The organism is Microbacterium sp. NPDC077184 (genome assembly GCF_040687055.1).
In the GTDB taxonomy this organism is placed as follows: Bacteria; Actinomycetota; Actinomycetes; order Actinomycetales; family Microbacteriaceae; genus Microbacterium.
This window is the reverse complement of record NZ_JBFBMM010000003.1, coordinates 144,825-168,148: the sequence shown is the minus strand read 5'-3', so window position 1 is coordinate 168,148 and position 23,324 is coordinate 144,825. Positions and strand designations below refer to the sequence as shown.

The following is a 23,324-nucleotide window of genomic DNA, read 5'->3' as shown; positions in this document are numbered from 1 at the left end:
CCCCCGGCGCCGACCACCCCGACTAGATTGGACGAAGTGAGCACCCTCCACGACCGCGCCGTCCGCGGCTTCGCCTCTGACAACTATTCCGGCATCCACCCGGAGGTCCTCTCCGCGATCGCCGCGGCCAACGAGGGCCACCAGGTCGCCTACGGCGAGGACGCGTACACCGCCCGCCTCCAGGAGGTGTTCGCGTCGCACTTCGGCGACGGCGTCGAGGCCTTCCCGGTGTTCAACGGCACCGGCGCGAACGTCACGGGCCTCCAGTCGATGCTCCCCCGGTGGGGCGCGGTGATCGCGGCGGGCACCGCGCACATCAACGTCGACGAGGGCGGAGCGCCCGAGAAGGTCGGCGGCCTGAAGCTCCTCACCGTCCCGACCGAGGACGGCAAGCTCACCCCCGAGCTGATCGACCGCGAGGCGTGGGGCTGGGGCGACGAGCACCGCGCGCAGCCGCTCGTCGTGTCGATCACGCAGTCGACCGAGCTCGGCACCGTGTACACCGCCGACGAGGTCCGCGCGATCGCCGACCACGCGCACGCCCGCGGCATGCGCCTGCACATGGACGGCGCCCGCATCTCGAACGCCGCCGCCGCCCTCGATCTGCCGCTGCGTGCCTTCACCCGCGACGCCGGTGTCGACGTGCTGAGCTTCGGTGGAACCAAGAACGGCGCGATGCTCGGCGAGGCCATCGTCGTGATGGACCCCGAGGCTTCCGACGGCCTCATCTACCTGCGGAAGCTCAACATGCAGCTCGCGTCGAAGATGCGCTTCGTCTCGGCGCAGCTCGTGGCGCTGCTCAGCGACGACCTGTACCTCCGCAACGCCCGGCACGCCAACGCGATGGCCACGCGCCTCCGCGCCGGCGTCGAAGCCGGCATCGCCGACGGATCCATCCGCGGCGTCGGCTTCACCCAGGCCACCCAGGCGAACGGCGTGTTCGCGACGCTCCCCGACGGCGTGGCAGACCGCCTGCGGGAGTCCTTCCGCTTCTACGACTGGGATGCGAAGAAGAACGAGGTCCGTTGGATGTGCAGCTTCGACACCACCGAGGCCGACATCGACGCCTTCATCGCCGGGATCGCGCGCGAAACCGCCTGAGCGGCCTGACGCGTTTCACAGGTCCAGGAAGTCCCCGAGCCACACTCGGACACTCGCGAGGCACGCATCGGATACGACGCCCGCGCTCCCGGTGATCCGCGAGCGCGCGAGCGTCCGCGGCTGTTCCGTCATCACCCATGACGGTCGGTCGAGTCCACTCGGCCCCGCGACCCGAACATGATTCGGCCATCCACGGTCGGTGGTGGTGATGGGCAGGACGACCACGAGCGTCGTGACGGCCTCGAGGTATCCCGCCGAGGAGATCACCAGGATCGGTCGGTGACCGCCCTGCTCCCGACCCTGAACCGGTTCGAGCTGCGCCCACGCGATCGTGCCCGGCCCGAGCTCAGAGGCGGTCACGCGCGCCGCTCATCAGCACCGTCGATCAGTTCGGCCCGCTCCCATCGAGCAGTCTCCGCGGCATGGGCGGCCAGCACTTCCGGCGCAGACGCAACGACGGCCTCGGCCAGGTCGCGGAGTCGACGACGCCGGTCTTCGGCATCCGCCAGACGCGCGAGGTGCGCGCCGAGGGTCACGCCGTCGCGCGACGCCTGCTCCTTCAGCCGGTCGCGAAGTTCATCGCTGACCTTGATGGTCGTGGTCATACCGACAGTATGACTCACCCCGCGCGGGTCAGGTCAGGATGTCTTTGCGGGCGAAGCGCCAGAGCGCCGCTCCCACGAACACCACGATGTAGGCGCCCTGGAGCAGGGCGTTCTGGGCGAAGCCGTCCCACACGATCGGCGCACGCAGGAGGTCGCCGAAGTCGAGCCACCGGTCGGTGAACAGCCACGGATGCAGCGCTTCGAGCTGCGGGATGGCGCCCACGATCTGCGCGGCGACGGCGAGGATCGCGGTCGCGGCCATCGCGCCGATCGGCACCGAGGTGAGGGTCGAGAAGAACAGCCCGATCGCGGCGAGACCGCACAGCGACAGTGCCGCGTATCCGGCGATGAGGAGCACGCGGCCGACCCCCTCGACCACCGAGACCTCCGTGCCGGTGAGGAGGGTGACGGGGCCCACGGGGAAGAGGATCCACCCGACGATCGTGCCGACGACGACCACGAGCACCGCTGCCGTCAGACAGAACACCACCGCCCACGCGTACTTGACCGCGAGGAGCCGCGCGCGCCCGGACGGGACGAGGAGGAGGTAGCGGAGGGTTCCGGATGCCGCCTCCCCCGCGATCGCGTCGCCCGCGGCGACGCTGATAGTGAGCGGCAGGAACAGCGGGATCGCGACGGTGAGTGCGGCGAGGGCGACGAAGAGGCCGTTGCCGGTGATCTGGTCGAGGAACGCCGGCCCCCGACCCGGGGAGGAGCTGCCGGCGATCCGGATCGCGACGCCCAGGAGGATCGGGATGAGCGCGAGCGCGCCGAGCATCGCCAGGGTCCGCCCGCGTCGGAACTGGGTGGCCAGCTCGTTCGCGAACAGGCGGAGCGTGCCGCCGGGACGGACGGCGATCTCACGCGACGACATCGAATCCCTCCCCGGTGAGCTCCACGAAGCGCTGTTCGAGACTCGATCCGACCACCTCGAACCCGCGCACCCGCACACCGGCCGACACGAGCGCCGCGACGATCTCTTCGGGCGCCCGGTCCTCAGGCAGGGCGGCGACGACCACGTCGCGATCGGATGTCGCGGCCTCGGCATCCGGCGACATCGCGAGCGAAGCGAGGGCGGATCGGGCGAGATCGGTGTCGGGGGTGTGGACGTGGACGCGCGGCTGCGCGCCGGTGCGACGGAAGTCATCCAGCGTCCCCTGCGCGACCAGGCGCCCGCCGCTCATCACGCCGACGTGCGAGCACAGCTGCTCCACCTCGGCGAGGAGGTGGCTGGAGACGAACACCGTCGCACCCTCCGCCGCCAGCGCGCGGACGAGGGCGCGCACCTCGCGCGTGCCCTGCGGATCGAGGCCGTTCGTGGGCTCGTCGAGGACGAGGAGCTCCCGCGGGGCGAGCAGGGCGCCGGCGAGCCCCAGGCGCTGCTTCATGCCGAGCGAGTACGCGTGCGCCTTCTTCCGCGCCGCGTGAGCGAGCCCGACCCGCTCGAGCGCCGTGGCGACGCGGTCACCGCGGGTCGCGGGGTCGCTCCGACGGTCGGCGGCGTCGAGGCGGGCGAGGTTCTGCGCTCCGGTGAGGAACGGCGCGAACGCCGGCCCTTCGACGAGGGCGCCGACGCGCGGGAGCACGCGGTCGAGCCCCGCGGGCACGGCGGTGCCGAGGACCCGGGCATCCCCCGCGCTGGGTCGGATCAGGCCGAGCAGCATCCGAATCGTCGTGGTCTTGCCCGATCCGTTGGGTCCGAGGAAGCCGAACACCGCCCCCCGCGGGACGCGCAGGTCGAGGTCGGAGACGGCGGCCTGGGCGCCGAAGCGCTTGGTGAGACCGCGTGTGGCGATCGCGAGGTCGTCGGCGTCTGCGTCCGCGTGCGCGTCGTGCGGATTCGCGGCGTTCGAGGCGTCAGGAGCGGGGGCGCCGGCAGGCACCGCGCCGTCTGCGATCACCGGCCGGGTGCGTCCGCGGCCGCGGCGGCCACGAGCGCGTCCGCCGGCACGGCGCCGGCGAAGACGCGACCGTCGTCGGTGAGGAGCACCGTCACGAGCGCCGTCTCGAGCACCCGACCACCGTCGACCGCGGTGGTCACCGAGTCGAGCAGCGCCGCCTGGTCCGGGGCGAGCCCCGCGATCGGGTCGCGCTCCCCGGCGGGCGCCGGGATCTCGACGATCGTCGCCCAGCCCTCTCCGGTCACGCGCGGCTGCGCGGAGGCCGGAGGCGCCGGCTTCTCGGCGTGGTCACGGGCGTCGGCATCCGTCCACGCGGGGAGTTCCTTCTCCTCCACCGTGATCCCGGCGCCGGGCGCGAAGGTCAGCGCGGCGGCATCCGGAGCGGCGAAATCGACGTCGGTGAAGGTGATCTCGAACGCCGGCTCGCTCGCTCCGCGTGCGGTGACGGATGCCGCGAGCGCGGCGCCCGTCTCACCGTCGACGGCGAAGCGCACCTCGCCGACGATCGTGTCGTCCGTGCGCGGGGTGAGGACGAGCTCGTACGCGTCGCGGCCCGCGACCCGGCCGTCGGACCCGACGGACACCTTGGTCGACTCGTCGAGGTCGGCGAGTGCCCGGTCGATCATCTCCTGCGGGGTGGGAAGCTCGGCCTGCGGCGCGTCCTCGGGCTTTTCGCCGGAGCCCCCCGGGGCGACGAAGCGGGTCGCGGTCTGCGACTCGCTGTCGACGAACCACGCCTCGCCGGCGGCGCCGTCGACGTAGACGTTCCGCTCGGCGAGTTCGTCGAGCACCTGCAGGCGGGCGCGATCTCCGTCGAGGTACACCTTCGCGGTGTGCGTGCCGGTCACGAGCTCGAGGAGGTCGGCGACGTCGGCGGCGCGGGAGTCGGCATCCGTTCCCGGTGCTCCGCTCGACCCGCCGCCGAGCGCGTCGGTGACAGCGCCGAGGTCGGGGAGGCCGAGGGCGGAGCTCTGCTCGAGGGTGCCGGAGAGCTGGTCGACGTCGCTGTCGGCGGCGAGGGCGAGGAGCTGCTCGGGGGTGAGATCGGGAAGATCGACACTTCCGCTCGCGGCGAGCGGGACGAGGACGGCGGCACCGACCGCGGCGGGCACGGCGACCGCGGCGGTCCAGGCGAGAGCCCGACGGGAGGGCAGGGAACGACCGGAGGACATGCTGTCAGGCTACGCCGGTCTCGGCGCGCTGACCGGGGTCACAGCGAAGACTCAGCGGGTGGGGCCGGTGCCCGTCAGCGCGCCGAGGACCGACGGTCGCCAGTGCCGCGCGACGTAGTCGACGGCCTCGTCCACGCCGAGCGAGCGGGTGGAGTTCCCCACGCGCACCCAGAGGTCGGTCGAGCCGCCGTCCTTCGCCACCGTGAGGAAGACCGGCTTCGGCGAGGGCGGGCAGATCACCGCGCACACCGTGGCGCCCTCGACGACGGTGAACTGCAGGCGCGGGAGGGCGGCGGCGTTGCGTCCGAGGAGGGTGGAGAGCAGGTCGCGCAGCCACAGCTCGAAGCGGTCATGGTCGGGGGTGCGGAGCGTCGCGAGGTCGCGATCGAGACCGACGGCCCGCCCCTCGTCGGATGCACCGATGACGAGGACGCCGCCTGCACTGTTGAGGAACGCGGCGACGGTCTTGGCGATCGCCATCTCCATGCGCGGGTCCTTGCGGTTCTCGCGGATGTTCCACCGCGCGGTCTCCTTGAACTCCACCCGGTCGCTCTCGCCCGCCGCGAGGACGGCCGACACGTCGACGTCGACGCGTCCCCGGCGGATCCACGCCGCGATGCCGGCGACCAGGGCCGACAGGCCGACGCTGCACCCGAAGGCGAGCAGGATCGTCGTCGGCATCCACAGGCGCAGCCCGTAGAAGAAGATCCCCGACAGCAGCAGGCCGACGCTGATGCCGAGGAACGACACGATCGTCATCGTGCGCAGTTCCAGCGCGATGCGGCGCCCGAACAGGCGTCGGATCACCCGCGCGACGACATACGCGACGAGGAGGACGACGGGCAGGGCGACGGCGAATTCGACGAGGAGCGGGCTGTGCGGCATCCGGAGTCCGTGATCAGGGGCGGGGGCTGGGTGCGGGTGCGGGTCAGCGCAGGGCGCCCACGCTCGCCAGGGCGAGGCGGATCAGGGTGCCGCGGCCGCCCTCCATCTCGGCGGCGAGCGCGTCGGATGCCGCCTCCTCGGGCGAGAGCCACGTCACCTCGAGGGCATCCTGACGCGGCTCGCACGTGCCCGTGACCGGGACGACGAAAGGGAGCGACACGGCGTGCTGACGGTCGTCGTGGAAGGCGCTCACGCCGGGGATCGGGAAATACTCCGCGACGGTGAAGGGCACCGGCTGCAACGGAAGGAGGGGGAAGGCCATCGGGCCCAGATCGTTCTCGAGATGGCGGAAGAGCGCGTCGCGGACCGTCTCGCCGTAGCGGACCCGCCCCGACACGATCGTGCGGGTCATCTCGCCCACCGGCGTCGCGCGCAGAAGGATGCCGACCTGGGTCACGGCGCCCACGCCGTCGGTGCGCACCGGCACGGCCTCGACGTAGAGCATCGGCATCCGTCGCCGGGCTTCGGCGAGCTCGACGTCGCTCAGCCATCCGGGGTTGGTGGAGCCGGACGACGGCCCCGAACCGAAGCGGAGCGGATCGTTCGCGGCACCCTCGCCGCGCTCGTCGGGGTCGGGATCAGGCGTGCGGACCGGCATGAGTCCTGTATACCCCACGGGCGGCGGGGGTTCGGGGCGGGCGGCGGCGGGGCGATGTCGGCGGCGGGTGGGACACTGGACGGCATGTCCGACCCGGTCCTTGATGAGAACGCCGTGCGCTGGTCGACGGATGCCGCAGACCGCACGGATCGCCCGCTGCTGGTTCTGCTGCACGGCTACGGGTCGGACGAGGCGGATCTGTTCGGGCTCGTCCCGCACCTGCCGGAGGCGTTCACCGTCGCAGCACTGCGCGCGCCCCTCGCGCCGCCGTGGCCGGCGCCCGGGTACTCCTGGTACCCGATCGAGGGGCTGCAGAGCCGTGACCCGGCCGCCGTCACCGCGGCCGCTCGCGCCGTGCTGGCGTGGATCGACGCGCAAGGATCCGGGCATCCGCGGGTGGGGCTGCTCGGGTTCTCGCAGGGGGCGGCCGTGGCGATGCAGGCGATGCGCCTGGCCCCGGGGCGCTTCGCGTTCGGGGTCAACCTCGCCGGGTACGTCACTCCCGGCATCCTTCCCGGTGACGAGGTGCTGCGCGACGAGCGACCGCCGATCTTCTGGGGCCGGGGGACGCACGACGACGTCATCCCCGACGCGCTCGTCGCCCACACCACCGCCTGGTTGCCGGAGCACAGCGACCTCAGCGGCCGGGTCTACCCCGGGCTCACCCACAGCGTGTCGGCGGACGAGCTGGCCGACGTCCACGTGTTCTTGACCAAGCGGCTCGCCGACGACGCAAAGTGAGGAGCGGGGTGGTTCGCGGCCGCGCCTGGTCGGGGGGCTGGGCGGGGGCTGGCCGAGGACACGGGTCGCCTGGTAACGTGAGCGGCCTTGTTCCCGACCGTGAGGACGAACCGGTGAAGCTGACCGACGCATCCGCGATGTAATCGCGCTGCTCCGTCGACCCTCGACAGGCCGCGCACCTCTTCCGCGCTGAGCCGTCGACCACGCTTCCCCTCCGGAATACCCGGTGTTCGGGCGCGCTCCGGTGTCAGCGCACGACACCGGAGACCCCATGTCATCTGCCTCTCCTGTTCCTTCTTCCGCGGGCGTGGCCGCACCGGCCGTCGTGCTGGACCGCGTGAGCTTCTCGTGGCCTGACGGATCGCGAGCCGTCGACGCCGTCTCGGGGGCGTTCGGCGCCGCACGCACCGGCGTCGTCGGCCGCAACGGCGCCGGCAAGACCACGCTCTTGCGCCTCATCGCCGGAGATCTCGTGCCCGACGGCGGCGTCATCCACCGGACGGCGGATCCCGCGTTCCTCCCGCAGCGCCTGACGCTCGATGTCGACCGGCCGGTCGCCGACCTCCTCGGCGTCGGGCCGGCGCTCCGTGCGCTGCGGGCGATCGAATCCGGCGACGTCGATCCGCGCCACTTCGACGCCGTGGGCGACGACTGGGACATCGAGGCCCGCGCCGGGGTGGCGCTGGCCGAGGCCGGCCTGTCGCCCGCCATGCTCGATCGGACCGTGGGTTCCCTCTCCGGAGGCGAAGCGATCGTCGCGGCGGTCGCCGGCATCCGTCTTCGTCGCGCGGGGATCACGCTGCTCGACGAGCCGACGAACAACCTCGACGGGGAGGCACGGGAGCGGCTGTACGCCCTCGTGCGGGGGTGGCGGGGGACGCTGATCGTCGTGAGCCACGACACGACACTGCTCGACCTCATGGACGACACCGCCGAGCTCCACGACGGAACGCTCTCGGTGTTCGGCGGGCCCTACTCGGCCTGGCGGGAGTGGCTGGACGCCGAACAGGATGCCGCCCGGCAGGCCGAGCGCACGGCGGCCCAGGCGGTGCGGAGGGAGAAGCGCGATCGGATCCAGGCCGAGACGACCCTCGCCCGGCGCGCGGCGATGGGGAAGAAGGCGCAGCGGAACGCGCGCGTGCCCCCGATCGTCGCCGGCGGGAAGATGCGCGCGGCGCAGGTGTCGGCGGGGAAGCTCCGCGTCGAGAAATCCGCGCGGGAGGATGCCGCGCGCGAGGCGCTCGCCTCCGCCGAGCGACGCGTGCGCGACGACTCATCGGTGCGCATCGACCTGCCCGACCCCGCGGTGCCCACGGGCCGACGCATCGCGACCCTCGGCGACGGCGATCGCGAATGGGTGGTTCAGGGGCCCGAGCGCGTCGCGCTCGTGGGGCCCAACGGCGTCGGGAAGACGACGCTGCTCGAGGGGCTGGTCGCCTCGGCCGCCGTGCCGAACTCCTCAGAAACGCACCGAAACCCGCCCGGAGGCCCCGAAACCGGGCTGGGCGGGTCGGATCGGAGGAGTTCGGCACGGGCTGTCGCGCACACCGACCGGGTCGGATACCTCCCCCAGCGCCTCGACGGGCTGGACGAGGCGGCGTCCGTGCTCGCGAACGTCAGAGCCGCCGCGCCCGGCGTCGGTGACGTCGAGATGCGCAACAGGCTCGCGCGGTTCCTGCTGCGGGGCGCGATGGTCGAGCGCCCGGCCTCGGCGCTGTCGGGCGGCGAGCGCTTCCGCGTCGCCCTCGCCCGACTCCTCCTGGCCGATCCGCCGCCGCAGCTGCTGGTGCTCGACGAGCCGACGAACAACCTCGACCTCGACACCCTCGACCAGCTCGTCGACGCGCTCGCCGCGTACCGCGGCGCGATGCTCGTCGTGAGCCACGACGAGGGGTTCCTCGCCCGGCTGGCTCCCGACCTCACCCTGACTCTCGGTCCGGACGGGTCGCTGCGCGAGCGATGACCTCGCCGCCGGGGGCGGGGCCCGGTCACCCCGGCGGGGCGGGCCTAACTCCTCAGATACGAGCCGGAATCGGGCCTGGGGACCCGAAACCGGCCTGGACCGACCGGATCGGAGGAGTTGGGTGCGACCCGACCCGCAACCCGGGCAGACACCCGCTGGGCTGGCCTGGTCACCCGCCGGGGCGGACCGAACTCCTCAAACAGGCGCCCGGATACCTTCTGGGGATGCGGAACCGGCCCAGCGGGGCCCGGATCAGAGGAGTTGTGAACGGTCGGGTCACCAGGGCGCCGGGACAGGCCACACCGCCGGAAGGGCCCGGTGACCCCGCCGGGGCGGGCCTGACTCCTCAGAAACGCGCCGGAACCCGCCCCCAGGCCCCGAAACCGGGCCACACCGGCCGGATCGGAGGAGTTGGGGCCGGGGCGGGGCGCGCAACCCCGCCCGGATGTCGGCGGGGAGGGCGAAGATGGGGGGATGAGCGACGTGCTCGAGCGGTTCGGTCCTTCTACGCAGGACTGGTTCCGTGGCGCCTTCGCGGCCCCGACGACGGCGCAGGCGGGCGCGTGGGAAGCGATCTCTGCCGGACGCCACGCGCTGGTGGTCGCCCCGACCGGGTCGGGGAAGACCCTCTCGGCGTTCCTCTGGGCGATCGACCGGGTGTTCCGAGAGAAGCCGATCCCGGCGCCCGAAGAGGCCACCGGCCGCAAGAAGCGCCCACGGCCGGACGACACCCCCGCCACCCGCGTCCTCTACATCTCGCCGCTGAAAGCCCTCGGCGTCGACGTCGAGCGCAACCTCCGCTCCCCGCTCGTCGGCATCGAGCAGTCCGCACGGCGCCACGGCATCGCGGTCCCCCCGGTGCGGGTGGGGGTGCGCTCGGGCGACACCCCGGCGTCCGAGCGGCGGTCGCTCGTGCAGGATCCGCCCGACATCCTCATCACCACCCCCGAGTCGCTGTACCTCATGCTCACCAGCGCCGCCGGCGAGACCCTGCGCGGGGTCCACACGGTCATCGTCGACGAGGTCCACGCGGTGGCCGCCACCAAGCGCGGCGCGCACCTCGCGGTGAGTCTCGAGCGCCTCGACGCCCTGCTCGACGCCCCGGCGCAGCGGATCGGGCTGTCGGCGACGGTGCGTCCGATCGACGAGGTCGCGCGCTTCCTCGGCGGTGCCGCGCCGGTCGAGATCGTCGCCCCTCCCGCGTCGAAGGCGTTCGAGATGAAGGTCGTCGTCCCCGTCGACGACATGCTGAACCCGCCTCCCGCCCCCGGCTCGACCCCGCCCACCCCGCCGCCGCCCTCGAAGACCGCCGACACGGATGCCGCGCCCATCGACGAGGACTGGTTCGGTGACGGCTCGACGAGCGCCCCGACCACGGAGATCACCGGCTCTGTGTGGCCACACGTGGAAGAGGCGATCGTGGATCGCATCCTCCAGCAGCGGTCGACGATCGTGTTCTGCAATTCCCGCCGTCTCGCCGAGCGGCTCACCGGGCGCCTCAACGAGATCTACGCCGATCGGCTGGGCCTCGACCTCCCCGATCCGACCGTCCCTGCGCAGATGATGGCGCAGGCCGGCGCCACCGCAGGGGCCGACCCCGTCCTCGCCAAAGCGCATCACGGCTCGGTGTCGAAGGAGCAGCGGGCGATCGTCGAGGACGAGCTGAAGTCCGGCGTGCTCCGTTGCGTGGTCGCAACCTCGAGCCTCGAGCTCGGCATCGACATGGGCGCGGTCGACCTCGTCATCCAGGTCGAGGCGCCGCCGAGCGCGGCATCCGGGCTCCAGCGGATCGGCCGCGCCGGCCACCAGGTGGGCGAGGTCAGCCGCGCCGCCCTCTTCCCCAAGCACCGCAGCGACGTGCTGCACACCGCGATCGTGACCGAGCGGATGCTGGCGGGGAAGATCGAGGCGATCGCCGTCCCGCAGAACCCGCTCGACATCCTCGCCCAGCAGACGGTGGCGGCGTGCGCGCTGGCGCCGCTCGAGGTCGAGACCTGGTTCGAGACGCTCAAGCGCAGCGCCCCGTTCCGCGCCCTCCCCCGCTCGGCCTATGAGGCGACCCTCGATCTGCTCGCCGGCCGGTTCCCCTCGGACGAGTTCGCCGAACTCCGTCCGCGCCTGGTGTGGGACCGCGATCACGGCACCCTCACCGCGCGTCCGGGCGCGCAGCGCCTCGCCGTGACGAGCGGTGGGACCATCCCCGACCGGGGCCTGTTCGGCGTCTTCATCGCGGGCGAATCGCAGAACGCCCGCGTCGGCGAGCTCGACGAGGAGATGGTCTACGAGTCGCGCGTCAACGACGTGTTCACCCTCGGCACGACCAGCTGGCGGATCGTAGAGATCACTCACGATCGCGTCAACGTCCTCCCCGCCTTCGGGCAGCCCGGCAAGGTCCCGTTCTGGCACGGCGACGGCATCGGCCGCCCCGCCGAGCTCGGCGAAGCGCTCGGGAAGTTCGCGCGCGAGGTGTCCGCCGCGGGACCCGAGAAGGCGCACGAGCGCCTCATCGAGGCCGGTCTCGACGACTACGCCCGCGCGAATCTCCTGGCCTACCTCGACGAGCAGCGCGAGGCCACGGGCACGTTGCCCACCGATCGTCAGCTGACGGTCGAGCGCGGGCGCGACGAGGTCGGCGACTGGCGGGTGATCCTGCATTCCCCGTACGGCATGCAGGTGCACGCCCCGTGGGCTCTCGCCGTGAACGCCCGCATCCGGGAGCGTCTCGGCGTCGAGGGCTCGGCGGTGGCGAGCGACGACGGCATCATCGCCCGGATCCCGGATGCCGAGGCCGAACCTCCCGGTGCCGAACTCTTCGTCTTCGACCCCGACGAGCTGGAGCAGATCGTCACGGCCGAGGTCGGCGGCTCCGCCCTCTTCGCGGCCCGCTTCCGTGAGTGCGCCGCGCGGGCGCTGCTGATGCCGCGACGGAATCCCGGCAAACGCACCCCGCTCTGGCAGCAGCGCCAGCGCTCGGCGCAGCTGCTCGAGGTCGCGCGTCGGCATCCGTCGTTCCCGATCATCCTCGAGACCCTCCGCGAGGTCCTGCAGGACGTGTACGACGTCCCGTCGCTCCTCCGCCTCGCCCGAAGCATCGGCGACCGCCGCATCCGCCTCGTCGAGACCGAGCCGCCGCAGCCGTCGCCCTTCGCCCGCGACCTGCTCTTCGGATATGTCGGCGCGTTCATGTACGAGGGCGACTCGCCGCTGGCCGAGCGCCGCGCCGCCGCGCTCTCGGTCGATCCGGCGCTCCTCGGCGAGCTCCTCGGCACGATCGAGATGCGGGAGCTGCTCGATCCCGAGGTGATCGTGCAGTTCGAGCGCGAGGCGCAGCGCCTGGCGCCCGACCGCCGCGCCCGCGGTCTCGAGGGCGTCGCCGATCTGCTCCGCATCCTCGGACCGATGGATGCCGCCGAGGTCGCCCTCCGGCTGGAGCCCGCCGAGGGCGCCGACCTCGCGACCGAGGCGGAGGCCCAAACGCTCCTCGACGAGCTGATCGCCGCCCGTCGCGCGATCCCCGTCGGCATCGCCGGCGCGTCCCGCGTCGCGGTGATCGAGGACGCCGGGCGCCTCCGCGACGCGATCGGGGTCGCCCTCCCCGTCGGCATCCCGAACGCGTTCCTCGAACCGTTCCCCGACCCGCTCGGCGATCTGGTCGCGCGCCACGCCCGCACCCACGGGCCGTTCACGGCGCAGGATGTCGCCGAGCGCCTCGGGATCGGCGTCGCCGTCGCGCGACTGACGCTGCAACGTCTCGAGTCGGCCGGCCGCGTCTCGAGCGGCTACTTCCTCCCCGACGCCGCCCGCACCGCCGGCGCCGGTCGCGCCGCGAACGCCGACGAGGTGGAGTGGTGCGACGCCGAGGTGCTCCGACGACTCCGGATGCGCTCGCTCGCGGCGATCCGCGGCAGTGTCGAGCCGGTGTCGCAGCAGGCGTTCGGACGGTTCCTCCCCGTCTGGCAGCACGTCGCGCGCCCGCTCGAGGGTGTCGACGGCGTCCTCGCGGTCGTCGAGCAGCTCGCCGGCGTACCGATCCCGGCGAGCGCGTGGGAGTCGCTCGTGCTCCCCGCGCGGGTGAAGGACTACACCCCCGGCATGCTCGACGAGCTCACGGCGACGGGAGAGGTCGTGTGGTCCGGTCACGGCAGCCTGGCGGGTCGCGACGGCTGGATCGCGCTCCACCCCGCCGATGCCGCTCCGATCACGGTCACACGGGATCCGGATGCCGATGCCCCGGCGCCGGACTCGCTCGACGCCCGACTCCTGGAGGCGCTCGACGGCGGCGGCGCCTACTTCGCCGCCCAGTTGCGCACTCTCGCGGGAGCGGACAACGAGATGCAGGTCGTCGAGGCGCTGTGGCGCCTCGCGTGGGCCGGGCTCGTGACGAACGACACGTTCGCCCCCGTCCGCGCCCTCGTCTCCGGCGGCGGTCAGGCGCACCGGGTCGCCCGTCGCGCACCGCGTGCCCGCATGTACCGCGGCGCGTCGGTCGGAGCCACGCGCACACCGACGCCGGCCCGCACCCCGCCCACGGGCGGGCGCTGGTCGCGGCTGCCCGAGCCCGAGACGGATGCCGCGGTGCGCGCGACCGCCACGGCGAGCCTGCTGCTCGACCGCTACGGCGTCGTGACCCGGGGCTCCGTGCAGGCCGAGGGCGTCCCCGGCGGTTTCGCACAGGTGTACCGCGTGCTCGCCGGATTCGAGGAGGCGGGCCACTGCCGCCGCGGCTATGTGGTCGAGAAGCTCGGCGCCGCCCAGTTCGCCGCGTCGACGACCGTCGACCGTCTGCGCCAGTTCGCCGGCCTCGCCGATCCGCCTCCGCGCCGCGCGGTGACCCTCGCCGCAACCGACCCCGCGAACCCGTACGGCGCGGCGCTGTCGTGGCCGGCGTTGGAGGGCATCTCCCACCGGCCGGGCCGGAAGGCGGGCGCGCTGGTGGTCCTCGTCGACGGCGCCCTCGTGCTCTATCTCGAGCGCGGTGGCAAGACCGCTCTGGCCTTCGCCGACGACCCCGCGCTCCTCACGGCCGCGGCCGCCGACCTCGCCACCACCGCCCGCACGCGCCGCCTCGACACCTTGACGATCGAGCAGGTCAACGGCACTTTCGTCCACGGTTCCGAATGGGGCCGTGCGCTGCGCGAGGCCGGATTCGTCGAGTCCCCCCGCGGTCTGACGCTGCGCCGTCTCACTCCCGGCGAGGCCGATCGCCGCGCACGTTCCACGGCCGACGCGCCACCGGAAGACCGCGCGCGTGCCTGAGGGCGACACCGTCTTCCGGGCGGCTCATCGACTGGATGCCGCGCTGGCGGGCGCGGAGGTGACACGTTTCGAGCTGCGCGTGCCGCAGGTCGCCACGGTCGACCTCACCGGCCAGCGCGTGCACGGGGTGGTGCCGCGGGGGAAGCACCTGCTGCATCGGATCGGGGAGACCACCGTCCACTCGCACCTGAAAATGGAGGGCGAGTGGCATGTCTACCGCCGAGGGGAGCGGTGGCGGGCGGCGGGCTTCAAGGCCCGGGCCGTGATCGGCGGGCGGGCTCCGGACGGTCAGGAGTGGGAGACGGTCGGCTTCGACCTCGCTGACATCGCCGTCGTCCCGACGCGAGAGGAGGATTCTCTCGTCGGGCATCTCGGTCCCGATCCGCTCGCGGCCGACTGGGATCCGGTCGAGGCGACCCGCCGGGTGTCGGCCGATCCGCGCGAGATCCACGTGGCGCTGCTGGATCAACGCTCCGTCGCGGGATTCGGCAACGAGTACGCCAACGAGATCCTCTTCGTCCGCGGCGTCCACCCCTTCACCCCCACCGCGCAGGTCGACGTGGCCGCCGCCATCGACCTCGGTACGCGCATGATCCGCGCGAACCGTGACCGCTCGGGGCGCACCTTCACCGGAGACTCGCGTCCCGGCCGGTCCACCTGGGTGTACCGGCGCGAGGGGCGCCCCTGCCGCCGGTGCGGGACGCTGATCGAGGGCGGGACCCTCGGCGCCGACCCCACCCGCGAGCGGATCGTCTTCTGGTGCCCGCGGTGCCAGCCCGCCCCCGACGTCGCCGCGACCCTCCCCGCATCCTGAGGCCGACGGGGCCGACGATCTGTCAGGCCCTTCCCGACGCACAGCCGCCTCGGGCGGTGCACACGGCGAAACCGCGCGGTTTCCTCCCCGTTACATAACCCCGGACGATCTGTCAGACAGCCCATCCGGGACCCGCGTTTCGTCCGGTTCGCGGACCCCTCCATTGCGACCACGACAGCGCGCCCTATTGAATACCCCACACACCCACCCGTCCGCGCACCGGCGCGCGGACCGTCAGCAGGAGGAGTCCCCCAGGTGACGACGGCGACCGACGCAGACCACGCTCCGCCCACCCGTTCGGCCGACGATGAACGCGGTCGGGTGTGGCTGGACGGAATCACCAAGCGCTACGGCGACCAGGTCGCCGTCGACGATCTGTCCCTGGCGATCCAGCCCGGCGAGTTCATCTCGCTCCTCGGTCCGTCCGGCTGCGGCAAGACGACGACCCTGCGGATGATCGCCGGGTTCGAGCACCCGGACGAGGGCGACATCCTCATCTCCGGGACGTCGGTGCTGAACACCCCGCCGTACCGCCGCGACGTGAACACCGTGTTCCAGGCGTACGCGCTCTTCCCGCACCTGAGCGTGGCGGAGAACGTGGCGTACGGACTGCAGCAGCGTCGCACCCCGAAGGACCAGATCCGCGAGCGCGTGTCGCAGTCCCTGGACCTGGTGCAGATGCGCCGCTTCGCCGACCGGAAGCCCACGCAGCTCTCCGGCGGACAGCAGCAGCGCGTCGCGCTCGCGCGCGCTCTGGTGAACCGTCCCGCCGTCCTCCTCCTCGACGAGCCGCTCGGCGCGCTCGACCGCCAGTTGCGCGAAGAGATGCAGCTCGAGCTGAAGCTCCTGCAGGCGCGCCTCGGGATCACGTTCGTCTTCGTCACGCACGACCAGGGCGAGGCGCTGTCGATGAGCGACCGCATCGCGATCATGCGCGCCGGCCGCATCGAGCAGCTCGCCGACGCCGACACCGTCTACGCACGGCCTGCCTCGGCCTACGTCGCGGCGTTCGTCGGGCAGCAGAACTTCTTCCACGGCCCGGTCACCGCCGACGGTGCCGCGGTCTCGAGCCCGCACGCCACCGTCCAGTCGCCCCATGCGACTCTCGCGGGCGTCGCGCAGGGCGAGGCGGCCGTGCGTCCGGAGTACATCCGGATCGAGAAGGATGCCGGAACCCCCGTCGCCGACACCAATGTCGCCCGCGGCTCGCTCATCGGGGTCTCGCACCTCGGCGACACGATGCAGTACCTCGTCGAGCTCGGCGGCGATCAGAGCATGCTCGTCCGCCGTCCCACCCCGGACGCCCCGTCCCTCCGCGTCGGCGATCCCGTGGTCTGCACGTGGGCCCCTCACCACGTCCTCCTCTTCCCTGCCGACGACGCCGCCACGCAGGGCGGCTACGTCGCCCCGCCGACCTCCCGCTGACCTGAGCCCGACCGCACCCACCCGACACCCGCTACGCGACACCCGACACGCGACACGACTGGAGACCCGATGCCCGCCTCTCGCACCCCCATCCGCATCCTCGCCCCGGAGGCCGCAGCGCCCATCATCATGCGCGAGGTGTCCCGCCGTCGGTTCCTGAGCATCGCCGCCCTCACCGGCAGCGCCGCCTTCCTCGCCGCTTGCGCGCCCGGCGGCGGAAGCTCGCCCGCCCCGCAGGCCACGGGCGGTGCTCTGGAGAGCAACCTGTCGGTGTACACGTGGGGCGACTACGACTCCCCCGACGTGGTCTCCTCCTTCACCGCCGACCTCGGTCCGCGCGTGACCCTCGACTCGTACTCCTCCAACGAGGAGCTCATCGCGAAGCTGATCGCCGCCCGCGGCACGTCCGGGTACGACATCGTCGTTCCGACCGGCGTCTTCGTCCCGCAGATGATCGAGAACGGTCTCCTCACCCCACTGAACAAGGACCTCCTCCCGAACATCTCCAACATGGACCCGGCCTACCTCGGCCGCGCGTGGGATCCGAACAACGAGTACACGATCTGCAAGGCGTGGGGCACCACCGGCTACACCTACGACAAGACCGTCATCACGCGCGAGCTCACCACGTGGGCGGACTTCTTCGACGCGGCGCAGAACGAGGCGAGCGGACGCACCTCGATGTCGGATGACCCCGCCGCGATCATCGGCTCCTACTTCTGGGCCAACGACATGGACTGGAACACCGAGGATCCCGACGAGCTCGAGGCCTGCCGCCAGTTCCTGGTGAACGAGATCGCACCGCACATCTCGGCGTTCGACTCCTACCCGGGGACCAACGCGATCCCGCAGGGAACCCAGGTCCTCGCCCAGGGGTGGAACGGCGACTCGCGCCTCGGCATCCTCGAATCGCCCGACCCCGAGCGCTGGCAGTGGGTCCTGCCCGGCCCGCTCACCGAGCTGTGGATGGACAACTGGGCGATCGCCGAGGGGGCTCCCAACCCCGAAGCGGCGCACGCCTTCATCAACTTCTCGATGACCCCCGAGAACCTCTTCCTGAACCTCGACTACATCGGGTACCACGTGGGCGGCAAGGACATGGAGACCGAGGCGATCGACGCCGGACTCGAGTACACCGACATCATCTTCTTCACCCCCGAGCAGCTCGACACGATGCGGGAGCAGGTGCTGAACGACTCCCAGACCACGCGCGTCGAGATCTGGAACGAAGTGAAGGCCGCCGCGGGTGCGTAATCGCTCGACGGGCGCCGCGCTCGCCGTCCCGGCGTGGGCGTGGCTGCTGCTGTTCTTCGTCGCCCCCGTGGGGATGGTGATCTGGTTCAGCTTCGGCTACAAGCCCGGCGTCTTCGGCACGCACGCGAACGACATCCTCTCGTTCGACCGGTACGTCGAAGCGCTCTCGCCCACCTTCTTCGCGACGTTCACCAACACCCTGTGGGTCGGCATCCTGGGCACGATCCTCTGCTTCGCGATCGGGATGCCGGTGGCGTACTGGATGGCGTTCAAGGTCAACCCCGCGCGGCGGGGCCTGTTGATCGCGCTGGTGCTCGTGCCGTTCTGGACCAACTTCCTCGTCCGCACGATCGGCTGGCAGGTGATCCTCGCCCCCGAGGGCTGGATGTCGCAGATCCTGCAGAGCGTCGGCATCATCGACGGCCCGCTGGCCCTGCTGTACACCCGCACCGCCGTGCTCATCGGTGTTGTCTACAACTACCTGCCGCTGATGATCCTGCCGCTGTTCGTCGCATTCGACCGCGTCGGTCCCACGCTTCGGGAAGCGTCGAAGGATCTCGGGGCGGGCAAGGTCATGACCTTCCTCCGGGTGACGCTGCCGCTGTCGCAGCCCGGCATCATCGCCGGGGTGCTGCTGGTGTTCATCCCGCTCATGGGCGACTACATCACCGCCACCGTCCTCGGCGGCGCGCGAGGCAACATGGTCGGCCAGCTCGTGGCGAGCCAGTTCCAGACCGCGCAGAACTGGGCGCTCGGGTCGGCCATGGCCGTGTTGCTGATGCTCGTGATCACCCTCACGATCGGCATCGCCGCAGCGCTCATCTGGCTCGTGAGCATGCCGTTCCGCAGTCGCAACCGCCTGGTCCTCGGCGCTGCGCCCGAGCAGGCCTCTCCGGCGGCGCCGGCGCAGCCCGTCCCTGAGGAGGTGCGGTCATGACGCAGACGACCACCGAGACGATGCTCCGCGCGCAGTCGACAGCGCGCGGCCGCCGCAGCCGCACCCGCATGACCGGGTCGGACATCGCCCTGCGGGTCTGGGGCATCCTCGTGATGCTCTTCCTGTTCGCGCCGATCATCGTCATCGTCATCTACTCGTTCAACACCGGCCGCCTCCTGGTGTCGTGGGGCGGGTTCGGGTTCGACGCCTTCCTCACGATCTTCGAAAAGCCCCAGATCCAGAACGCCGTGCGCGTCTCCATCGTCACCGCCTTCATCGCGGCGATCATCGCCACGGTGCTGGGCACCCTCGCCGGCATCGCGATGTCGCGCTATCCGGGCAAGTGGGTGTGGTGGTTCCTCGCGCTGCTGCTCCTGGTGTCGGTGACCCCCGAGATCGTCGACGCGGTCGCGCTGCTGCCGTGGTTCGTCTTCCTCGGACAGGATGCCGGGATCGCGATGTTCAACGACGGCATCGTGCGCCTGTCGGTGGGGTCGTCGCTGTTCGCCACCGCGGTGGTGTCGTACATCGTCCGCGCGCGCCTGGTGGGCCAGGACGCGAACCTCGAAGAGGCCTCCGGCGACCTCTACGCGACGCCGTTCACGACCTTCCGCCGCGTCACGCTGCCGCTCGCGATGCCCGCCGTCCTCGCCGGGTTCCTCCTGGCGTTCACGCTGAGCCTCGACAACACGATCATCGCCGCGTTCGTCCAAGTTTCCGGCACGACGCCGTGGCCGGTGTACGTCCTGAGCGCCCTGCGCTCGGGCCTGCGTCCCGAGATCGCGGCGGTGTCGACGATCATGCTGCTGCTGACCCTCGTCGCCCTCGCCGTGGTCGCGCTGGTCCTGCGTCGCGCCGGCGACTCGGCGACGCAGATCGCCAGGACCATGACCGGCGGCTGAGCCCGCCCCACGCACGCACGCACGCCGACGACCGACATCCGCGGAGGAATCCGATGCACCACGCCGATCTCGTCTTCCACGGAGGACCGGTCTTCACCGCTGACACGGTGCGCTCGCGCGCGCACGCCGTCGCGGTGTCGGGCGGGCGGATCGTCGCGGTCGGGGGCGACGAGGTCCGCGACCTCATCGGTCCGCGGACGGAGGTGGTCGACCTCGGTGGTCGCCTCCTCGCCCCGGGGTTCCAGGACGCGCATGTCCATCCCGTCTGGGGCGGGCTGGACATGCTGCGGTGCGACCTGGCCGAGTACGGCGATGCTCCGGCGTATCTCGCGGCGATCGACCGCTACGTCGCCGCGCACCCGGACGACGAGTGGATCCTCGGCGGCGGCTGGCAGATGTCGGCGTTCCCGGGCGGGACACCCACGGCGGAGGCACTGGATGCCGTGACCGGTGCCCGCCCCGCGTTCTTCCCGAACCGCGACGGGCACGGCGCGTGGGTCAACTCCGCCGCACTCCGCGCCGCCGGCATCGACCGCGACACCCCCGACCCCGCCGACGGGCGCATCGAGCGGAACCCGGACGGCAGCCCGAGCGGCACCCTTCACGAGGGCGCGATGGCGCTGGTGAACCGGCTGCTGCCGGAAGAGCCGCTGGAGCGGATGACCGAGGCGCTCCTCGTCGGACAGCGGTACCTGCATTCGTTCGGCATCACCGCGTGGCAGGACGCGATCGTCGGCCCCTACGGCGACGCCGGAGATCCGGCGCCGGCGTATCTCCGCGCGGCGGCGGAGGGCACGCTCACCGCCCGGGTGGTCGGCGCCCTGTGGTGGGACCGCGCGGCGGGGCTGGAGCAGATCCCGATCCTGCAGGAGCGTCGCGAGCGCTACCGCGGCGGCCGCTTCGCCGCGACGAGCATCAAGATCATGCAGGACGGCGTCGCCGAGAACTTCACCGCGTCGATGCTGGAGCCGTACGGCGACGGGCACGGGCATCCGACGGACAACTCCGGTATCTCGTTCGTCGACCCGGAGATCCTGTCCCGGGCCGTGCCGATCCTCGACGCCGACGGGTTCCAGGTGCACTTCCACGCGATCGGCGACCGCGCCGTCCGCGAGTGCCTGGATGCCGTCGCCCGGGCCGTGGAGCAGAACGGACGCCGCGACAACCGGCACCACATCGCGCACATCCAGGTGGTCCACCCCGACGACATCCCCCGCTTCCGCGAACTCGGCGTCGCGGCGAACATGCAGTCCCTGTGGGCGACGTACGAGCCGCAGATGGTCGACCTCACCCTCCCCTTCCTCGGCGAGCCGCGGAGCGCGTGGCAGTACCCGTTCGGCGACCTGCTGCGCAGCGGCGCCGTCCTCGCCGCCGGAAGCGACTGGTCGGTGTCCTCCCCCGACCCGATGGCCGCGATCCACACCGCGGTGAACCGCAAGGCCGCCCCCGGCCACGAGGAGGGCGAGTACGACGCGTTCCTCCCCGAGCAGGCGATCGACCTCGCGACGTCGCTCGCGGCCTACACCGCAGGGTCGGCGTGGGTGAACCACCTCGAGGCCGACACCGGCACGATCGAGGTCGGCAAGTTCGCCGACCTCGCGCTGCTCGACCGCGATCCGTTCGCCGGACCCGCCGACCTCATCGGGACGACCCGCGTGCTCCAGACCTTCGTCGAGGGCGAGCGGGTCTACGCCGCCGACGACGCGTGATGCCCGGACGACCCGTGATGCCCGGACGACCCGTCCGCCGGGCACCGATCATCGCGACGGGACGACGGCGCGCGACCGCCGCCGAGCGGTCAGGATGGAAGCACTGAGAACCCGAGAAAGGGTGATACCCGTGGGCACCACGGTCTTCGAACGAACCCCGCCCGCTCCCCGCGTCATCGCGCACGCGCTCGCCGGAACCCGGCAGAGCGTCTTCTGGCTCGACGACCTCCCCGCCTCCCGTCCGCGCGCGTCGTTCGCCGGTGAGGCCACGGCTGACCTGGTCGTGATCGGCGCCGGGTACACCGGACTCTGGACGGCGCTCGCCGCGAAGCGCCGCGACCCGTCCGCGCGCGTCGTGATCCTCGAGGGCAAGCGCGTCGGCTGGGCGGCATCCGGTCGGAACGGCGGATTCTGCGAGGCGAGCCTCACGCACGGCCGCGACAACGGCCTGGCCCGGTGGCCGGATGAGATCGACCGACTCGACGAGATGGGGCTGGCGAACCTCGACGCCATGGGCGACGACATCGCGCGACTGAACATCGACGCCGACTGGGAGCGCACCGGCTCGCTCGGCGTCGCCATCGAACCGCACCAGCTCGAATGGCTCGACGAATGGGCAGAGGATGCCGCTTCCCGTGGCGAAGAGGGCGTCGTCCGCCTCGACGAGGAGCAGACCCGCGCCGAGCTGAACTCACCCACCTATCTCGGGGCCGTCTGGGAGAAGCGGTCGACGGCGATGGTCCATCCGGGCAAGCTCGCGGCGGGCCTCGCCCGCGCGGCCGAGGAGGCCGGCGTCGAGATCTTCGAGGAGTCACCCGTCCACGCCCTCGACGACGACGGCGACCGGCTCAAGGTCGTCACCCTGCGCGGTCGCATCACCGCGCCGCGCGTCGTGCTCGCCACGAACGTCTTCCCGTCGCTGCTGCGCCGCAACCGCCTGATGACGGTGCCCGTGTACGACTACGTGCTCATGACCGAGCCGCTCAGCGACGCGCAGCTCGCCGAGATCGGATGGAGCTCGCGCCAGGGCCTCAGCGACCTGGCGAACCAGTTCCACTACTACCGGCTGAGCCGCGACAACCGCATCCTCTTCGGCGGCTATGACGCGGTCTACCACTACGGCCGGCAGGTGCGTCAGCGCTACGAGGACCGCCCGGCATCCTTCGAGCGTCTGGCGAGCCACTTCTTCACGACGTTCCCGCAGCTGGAGGGCCTGCGCTTCACCCACAAGTGGGCGGGAGCGATCGACACGTCCACGCAGTTCAGCGCGTTCTACGGCACCGCGCGCGGCGGTCGCGTCGCCTACGCCGCCGGGTTCACCGGTCTCGGCGTGGCCGCGACGCGCTTCGCCGGCGACGTCATGCTCGACCTGCTGGAGGGTCAGGCGACCGAGCGCACCGAGCTGGAGATGGTCCGCAAGCGCCCGCTCCCGTTCCCGCCCGAGCCGGTCGCCGCCGTCGGCATCAACATGACGCGCTGGTCGCTCGATCGCGCCGACCACGATCGCGGACGCCGAAACATCCTGCTGAAGACGCTCGACGCGCTCGGACTGGGATTCGACTCGTGACGCGGCTCGTTCCCGGACAGGCGACGGATGCCGCATCCCTGCCGGCCCCGTTCGTCCCGCTCGATCCCGACCTCGTCGTCTCGGGCACCCCGACCACGCGCTTCGTCGACCTCGACGAGACCTCGCATCGCACCGTCGGGGTGTGGGAGCACACCCCCGGCGTCTCGACCGACGTCGAGGCGGACGAGGTCTTCGTCGTGCTCGCCGGGGACGCGACCCTGACCTTCGACGGCGAGGACGCGCCGGCGCCCCTCACCCTCGCGCCGGGTGTCATCGTGCGCCTGTCCGCGGGGATGCGCACCACCTGGACGGTCCGCGAGACACTGCGCAAGGTCTACATCTCGCCCTGAGGCGCCACGGCGCGGATGCGCGCAGCGCGAGGAGCAGCGCTCGGCATCCGTCTCGAGGATGATGCCCCCTCTCCGACGTACACC

General features: G+C 72.0%; 19 protein-coding genes. 12 read left to right on the top strand and 7 right to left on the bottom strand.

What is annotated here, in order from left to right:
- Positions 1-36: 36 nt before the first annotated feature.
- The gene (locus AB0O93_RS07855; protein WP_363342168.1) at positions 37-1,101 is read left to right on the top strand and encodes a low specificity L-threonine aldolase; all 1,065 of its coding nucleotides are present in this window, start codon (positions 37-39) and stop codon (positions 1,099-1,101) included.
- 15 nt (positions 1,102-1,116) lie between these two features.
- Here AB0O93_RS07855 and AB0O93_RS07850 read toward each other — a convergent pair whose 3' ends face one another.
- The 7 genes from AB0O93_RS07850 to AB0O93_RS07820 form a co-directional block, all read right to left on the bottom strand.
- The gene (locus AB0O93_RS07850) at positions 1,117-1,461 is read right to left on the bottom strand and encodes a type II toxin-antitoxin system PemK/MazF family toxin (protein WP_363342166.1); all 345 of its coding nucleotides are present in this window, start codon (positions 1,459-1,461) and stop codon (positions 1,117-1,119) included.
- Positions 1,458-1,706, bottom strand: coding sequence for a hypothetical protein (locus AB0O93_RS07845; protein WP_363342164.1), 249 nt, complete (start codon positions 1,704-1,706; stop codon positions 1,458-1,460). The genes AB0O93_RS07850 and AB0O93_RS07845 overlap by 4 nt, the downstream gene beginning before the upstream one ends.
- Positions 1,707-1,734: 28 nt before the next feature.
- Entirely contained in the window at positions 1,735-2,580 is an 846-nt protein-coding gene (locus tag AB0O93_RS07840; RefSeq protein ID WP_363342162.1) for an ABC transporter permease, read from the bottom strand.
- The gene (locus AB0O93_RS07835; protein ID WP_363342543.1) at positions 2,567-3,502 is read right to left on the bottom strand and encodes an ABC transporter ATP-binding protein; all 936 of its coding nucleotides are present in this window, start codon (positions 3,500-3,502) and stop codon (positions 2,567-2,569) included. Before AB0O93_RS07835 ends, AB0O93_RS07840 begins: the two co-directional genes overlap by 14 nt.
- Before the next feature lie 101 nt (positions 3,503-3,603).
- Positions 3,604-4,779 carry a DUF2092 domain-containing protein gene (locus AB0O93_RS07830; protein WP_363342160.1) on the bottom strand — a complete coding sequence of 392 codons (1,176 nt, stop codon included), beginning with the start codon at positions 4,777-4,779 and terminating at the stop codon, positions 3,604-3,606.
- Between the two features lie 51 nt (positions 4,780-4,830).
- On the bottom strand, positions 4,831-5,664 hold the full coding sequence (locus tag AB0O93_RS07825) for an ATP-binding protein (RefSeq protein WP_363342158.1): 834 nt from the start codon (positions 5,662-5,664) through the stop codon (positions 4,831-4,833).
- Positions 5,665-5,707: 43 nt separating this feature from the next.
- Entirely contained in the window at positions 5,708-6,322 is a 615-nt protein-coding gene (locus AB0O93_RS07820; RefSeq protein WP_363342156.1) for an NUDIX hydrolase family protein, read from the bottom strand.
- Positions 6,323-6,406: 84 nt separating this feature from the next.
- On the opposite strand from AB0O93_RS07820, the gene AB0O93_RS07815 reads away from it, so the two are divergent.
- The 11 genes from AB0O93_RS07815 (at position 6,407) to AB0O93_RS07765 (ending at position 23,240) form a co-directional block, all read left to right on the top strand.
- Positions 6,407-7,063 carry an alpha/beta hydrolase-fold protein gene (locus AB0O93_RS07815; RefSeq protein WP_363342154.1) on the top strand — a complete coding sequence of 219 codons (657 nt, stop codon included), beginning with the start codon at positions 6,407-6,409 and terminating at the stop codon, positions 7,061-7,063.
- Positions 7,064-7,334: 271 nt separating this feature from the next.
- Positions 7,335-9,026 carry an ABC-F family ATP-binding cassette domain-containing protein gene (locus AB0O93_RS07810; protein ID WP_363342152.1) on the top strand — a complete coding sequence of 564 codons (1,692 nt, stop codon included), beginning with the start codon at positions 7,335-7,337 and terminating at the stop codon, positions 9,024-9,026.
- A 474-nt stretch (positions 9,027-9,500) separates the two neighbouring features.
- Positions 9,501-14,282, top strand: a complete 4,782-nt coding sequence (locus tag AB0O93_RS07805) for a DEAD/DEAH box helicase (protein ID WP_363342150.1) — start codon at positions 9,501-9,503, stop codon at positions 14,280-14,282.
- Positions 14,275-15,096, top strand: coding sequence for a DNA-formamidopyrimidine glycosylase family protein (locus AB0O93_RS07800; protein WP_363342148.1), 822 nt, complete (start codon positions 14,275-14,277; stop codon positions 15,094-15,096). The genes AB0O93_RS07805 and AB0O93_RS07800 overlap by 8 nt, the downstream gene beginning before the upstream one ends.
- Positions 15,097-15,351: 255 nt before the next feature.
- Positions 15,352-16,521 carry an ABC transporter ATP-binding protein gene (locus AB0O93_RS07795; protein WP_363342146.1) on the top strand — a complete coding sequence of 390 codons (1,170 nt, stop codon included), beginning with the start codon at positions 15,352-15,354 and terminating at the stop codon, positions 16,519-16,521.
- Between the two features lie 69 nt (positions 16,522-16,590).
- Positions 16,591-17,775 (top strand): spermidine/putrescine ABC transporter substrate-binding protein, encoded by a 1,185-nt coding sequence (locus AB0O93_RS07790; RefSeq protein ID WP_363342144.1) that lies wholly within the window; start codon positions 16,591-16,593, stop codon positions 17,773-17,775.
- The gene (locus AB0O93_RS07785) at positions 17,768-18,712 is read left to right on the top strand and encodes an ABC transporter permease (protein WP_363342142.1); all 945 of its coding nucleotides are present in this window, start codon (positions 17,768-17,770) and stop codon (positions 18,710-18,712) included. Before AB0O93_RS07790 ends, AB0O93_RS07785 begins: the two co-directional genes overlap by 8 nt.
- Entirely contained in the window at positions 18,709-19,614 is a 906-nt protein-coding gene (locus AB0O93_RS07780; protein ID WP_236967917.1) for an ABC transporter permease, read from the top strand. The genes AB0O93_RS07785 and AB0O93_RS07780 overlap by 4 nt, the downstream gene beginning before the upstream one ends.
- A gap of 53 nt (positions 19,615-19,667) precedes the next feature.
- Positions 19,668-21,323 carry an amidohydrolase gene (locus tag AB0O93_RS07775; RefSeq protein WP_363342139.1) on the top strand — a complete coding sequence of 552 codons (1,656 nt, stop codon included), beginning with the start codon at positions 19,668-19,670 and terminating at the stop codon, positions 21,321-21,323.
- Positions 21,324-21,453: 130 nt separating this feature from the next.
- A complete protein-coding gene (locus AB0O93_RS07770; RefSeq protein WP_363342137.1) occupies positions 21,454-22,890 on the top strand; it encodes an FAD-dependent oxidoreductase in 1,437 nt (478 codons plus the stop codon).
- Positions 22,887-23,240, top strand: coding sequence for a cupin domain-containing protein (locus tag AB0O93_RS07765; protein WP_363342135.1), 354 nt, complete (start codon positions 22,887-22,889; stop codon positions 23,238-23,240). The genes AB0O93_RS07770 and AB0O93_RS07765 overlap by 4 nt, the downstream gene beginning before the upstream one ends.
- The last annotated feature ends 84 nt before the right edge of the window (positions 23,241-23,324 follow it).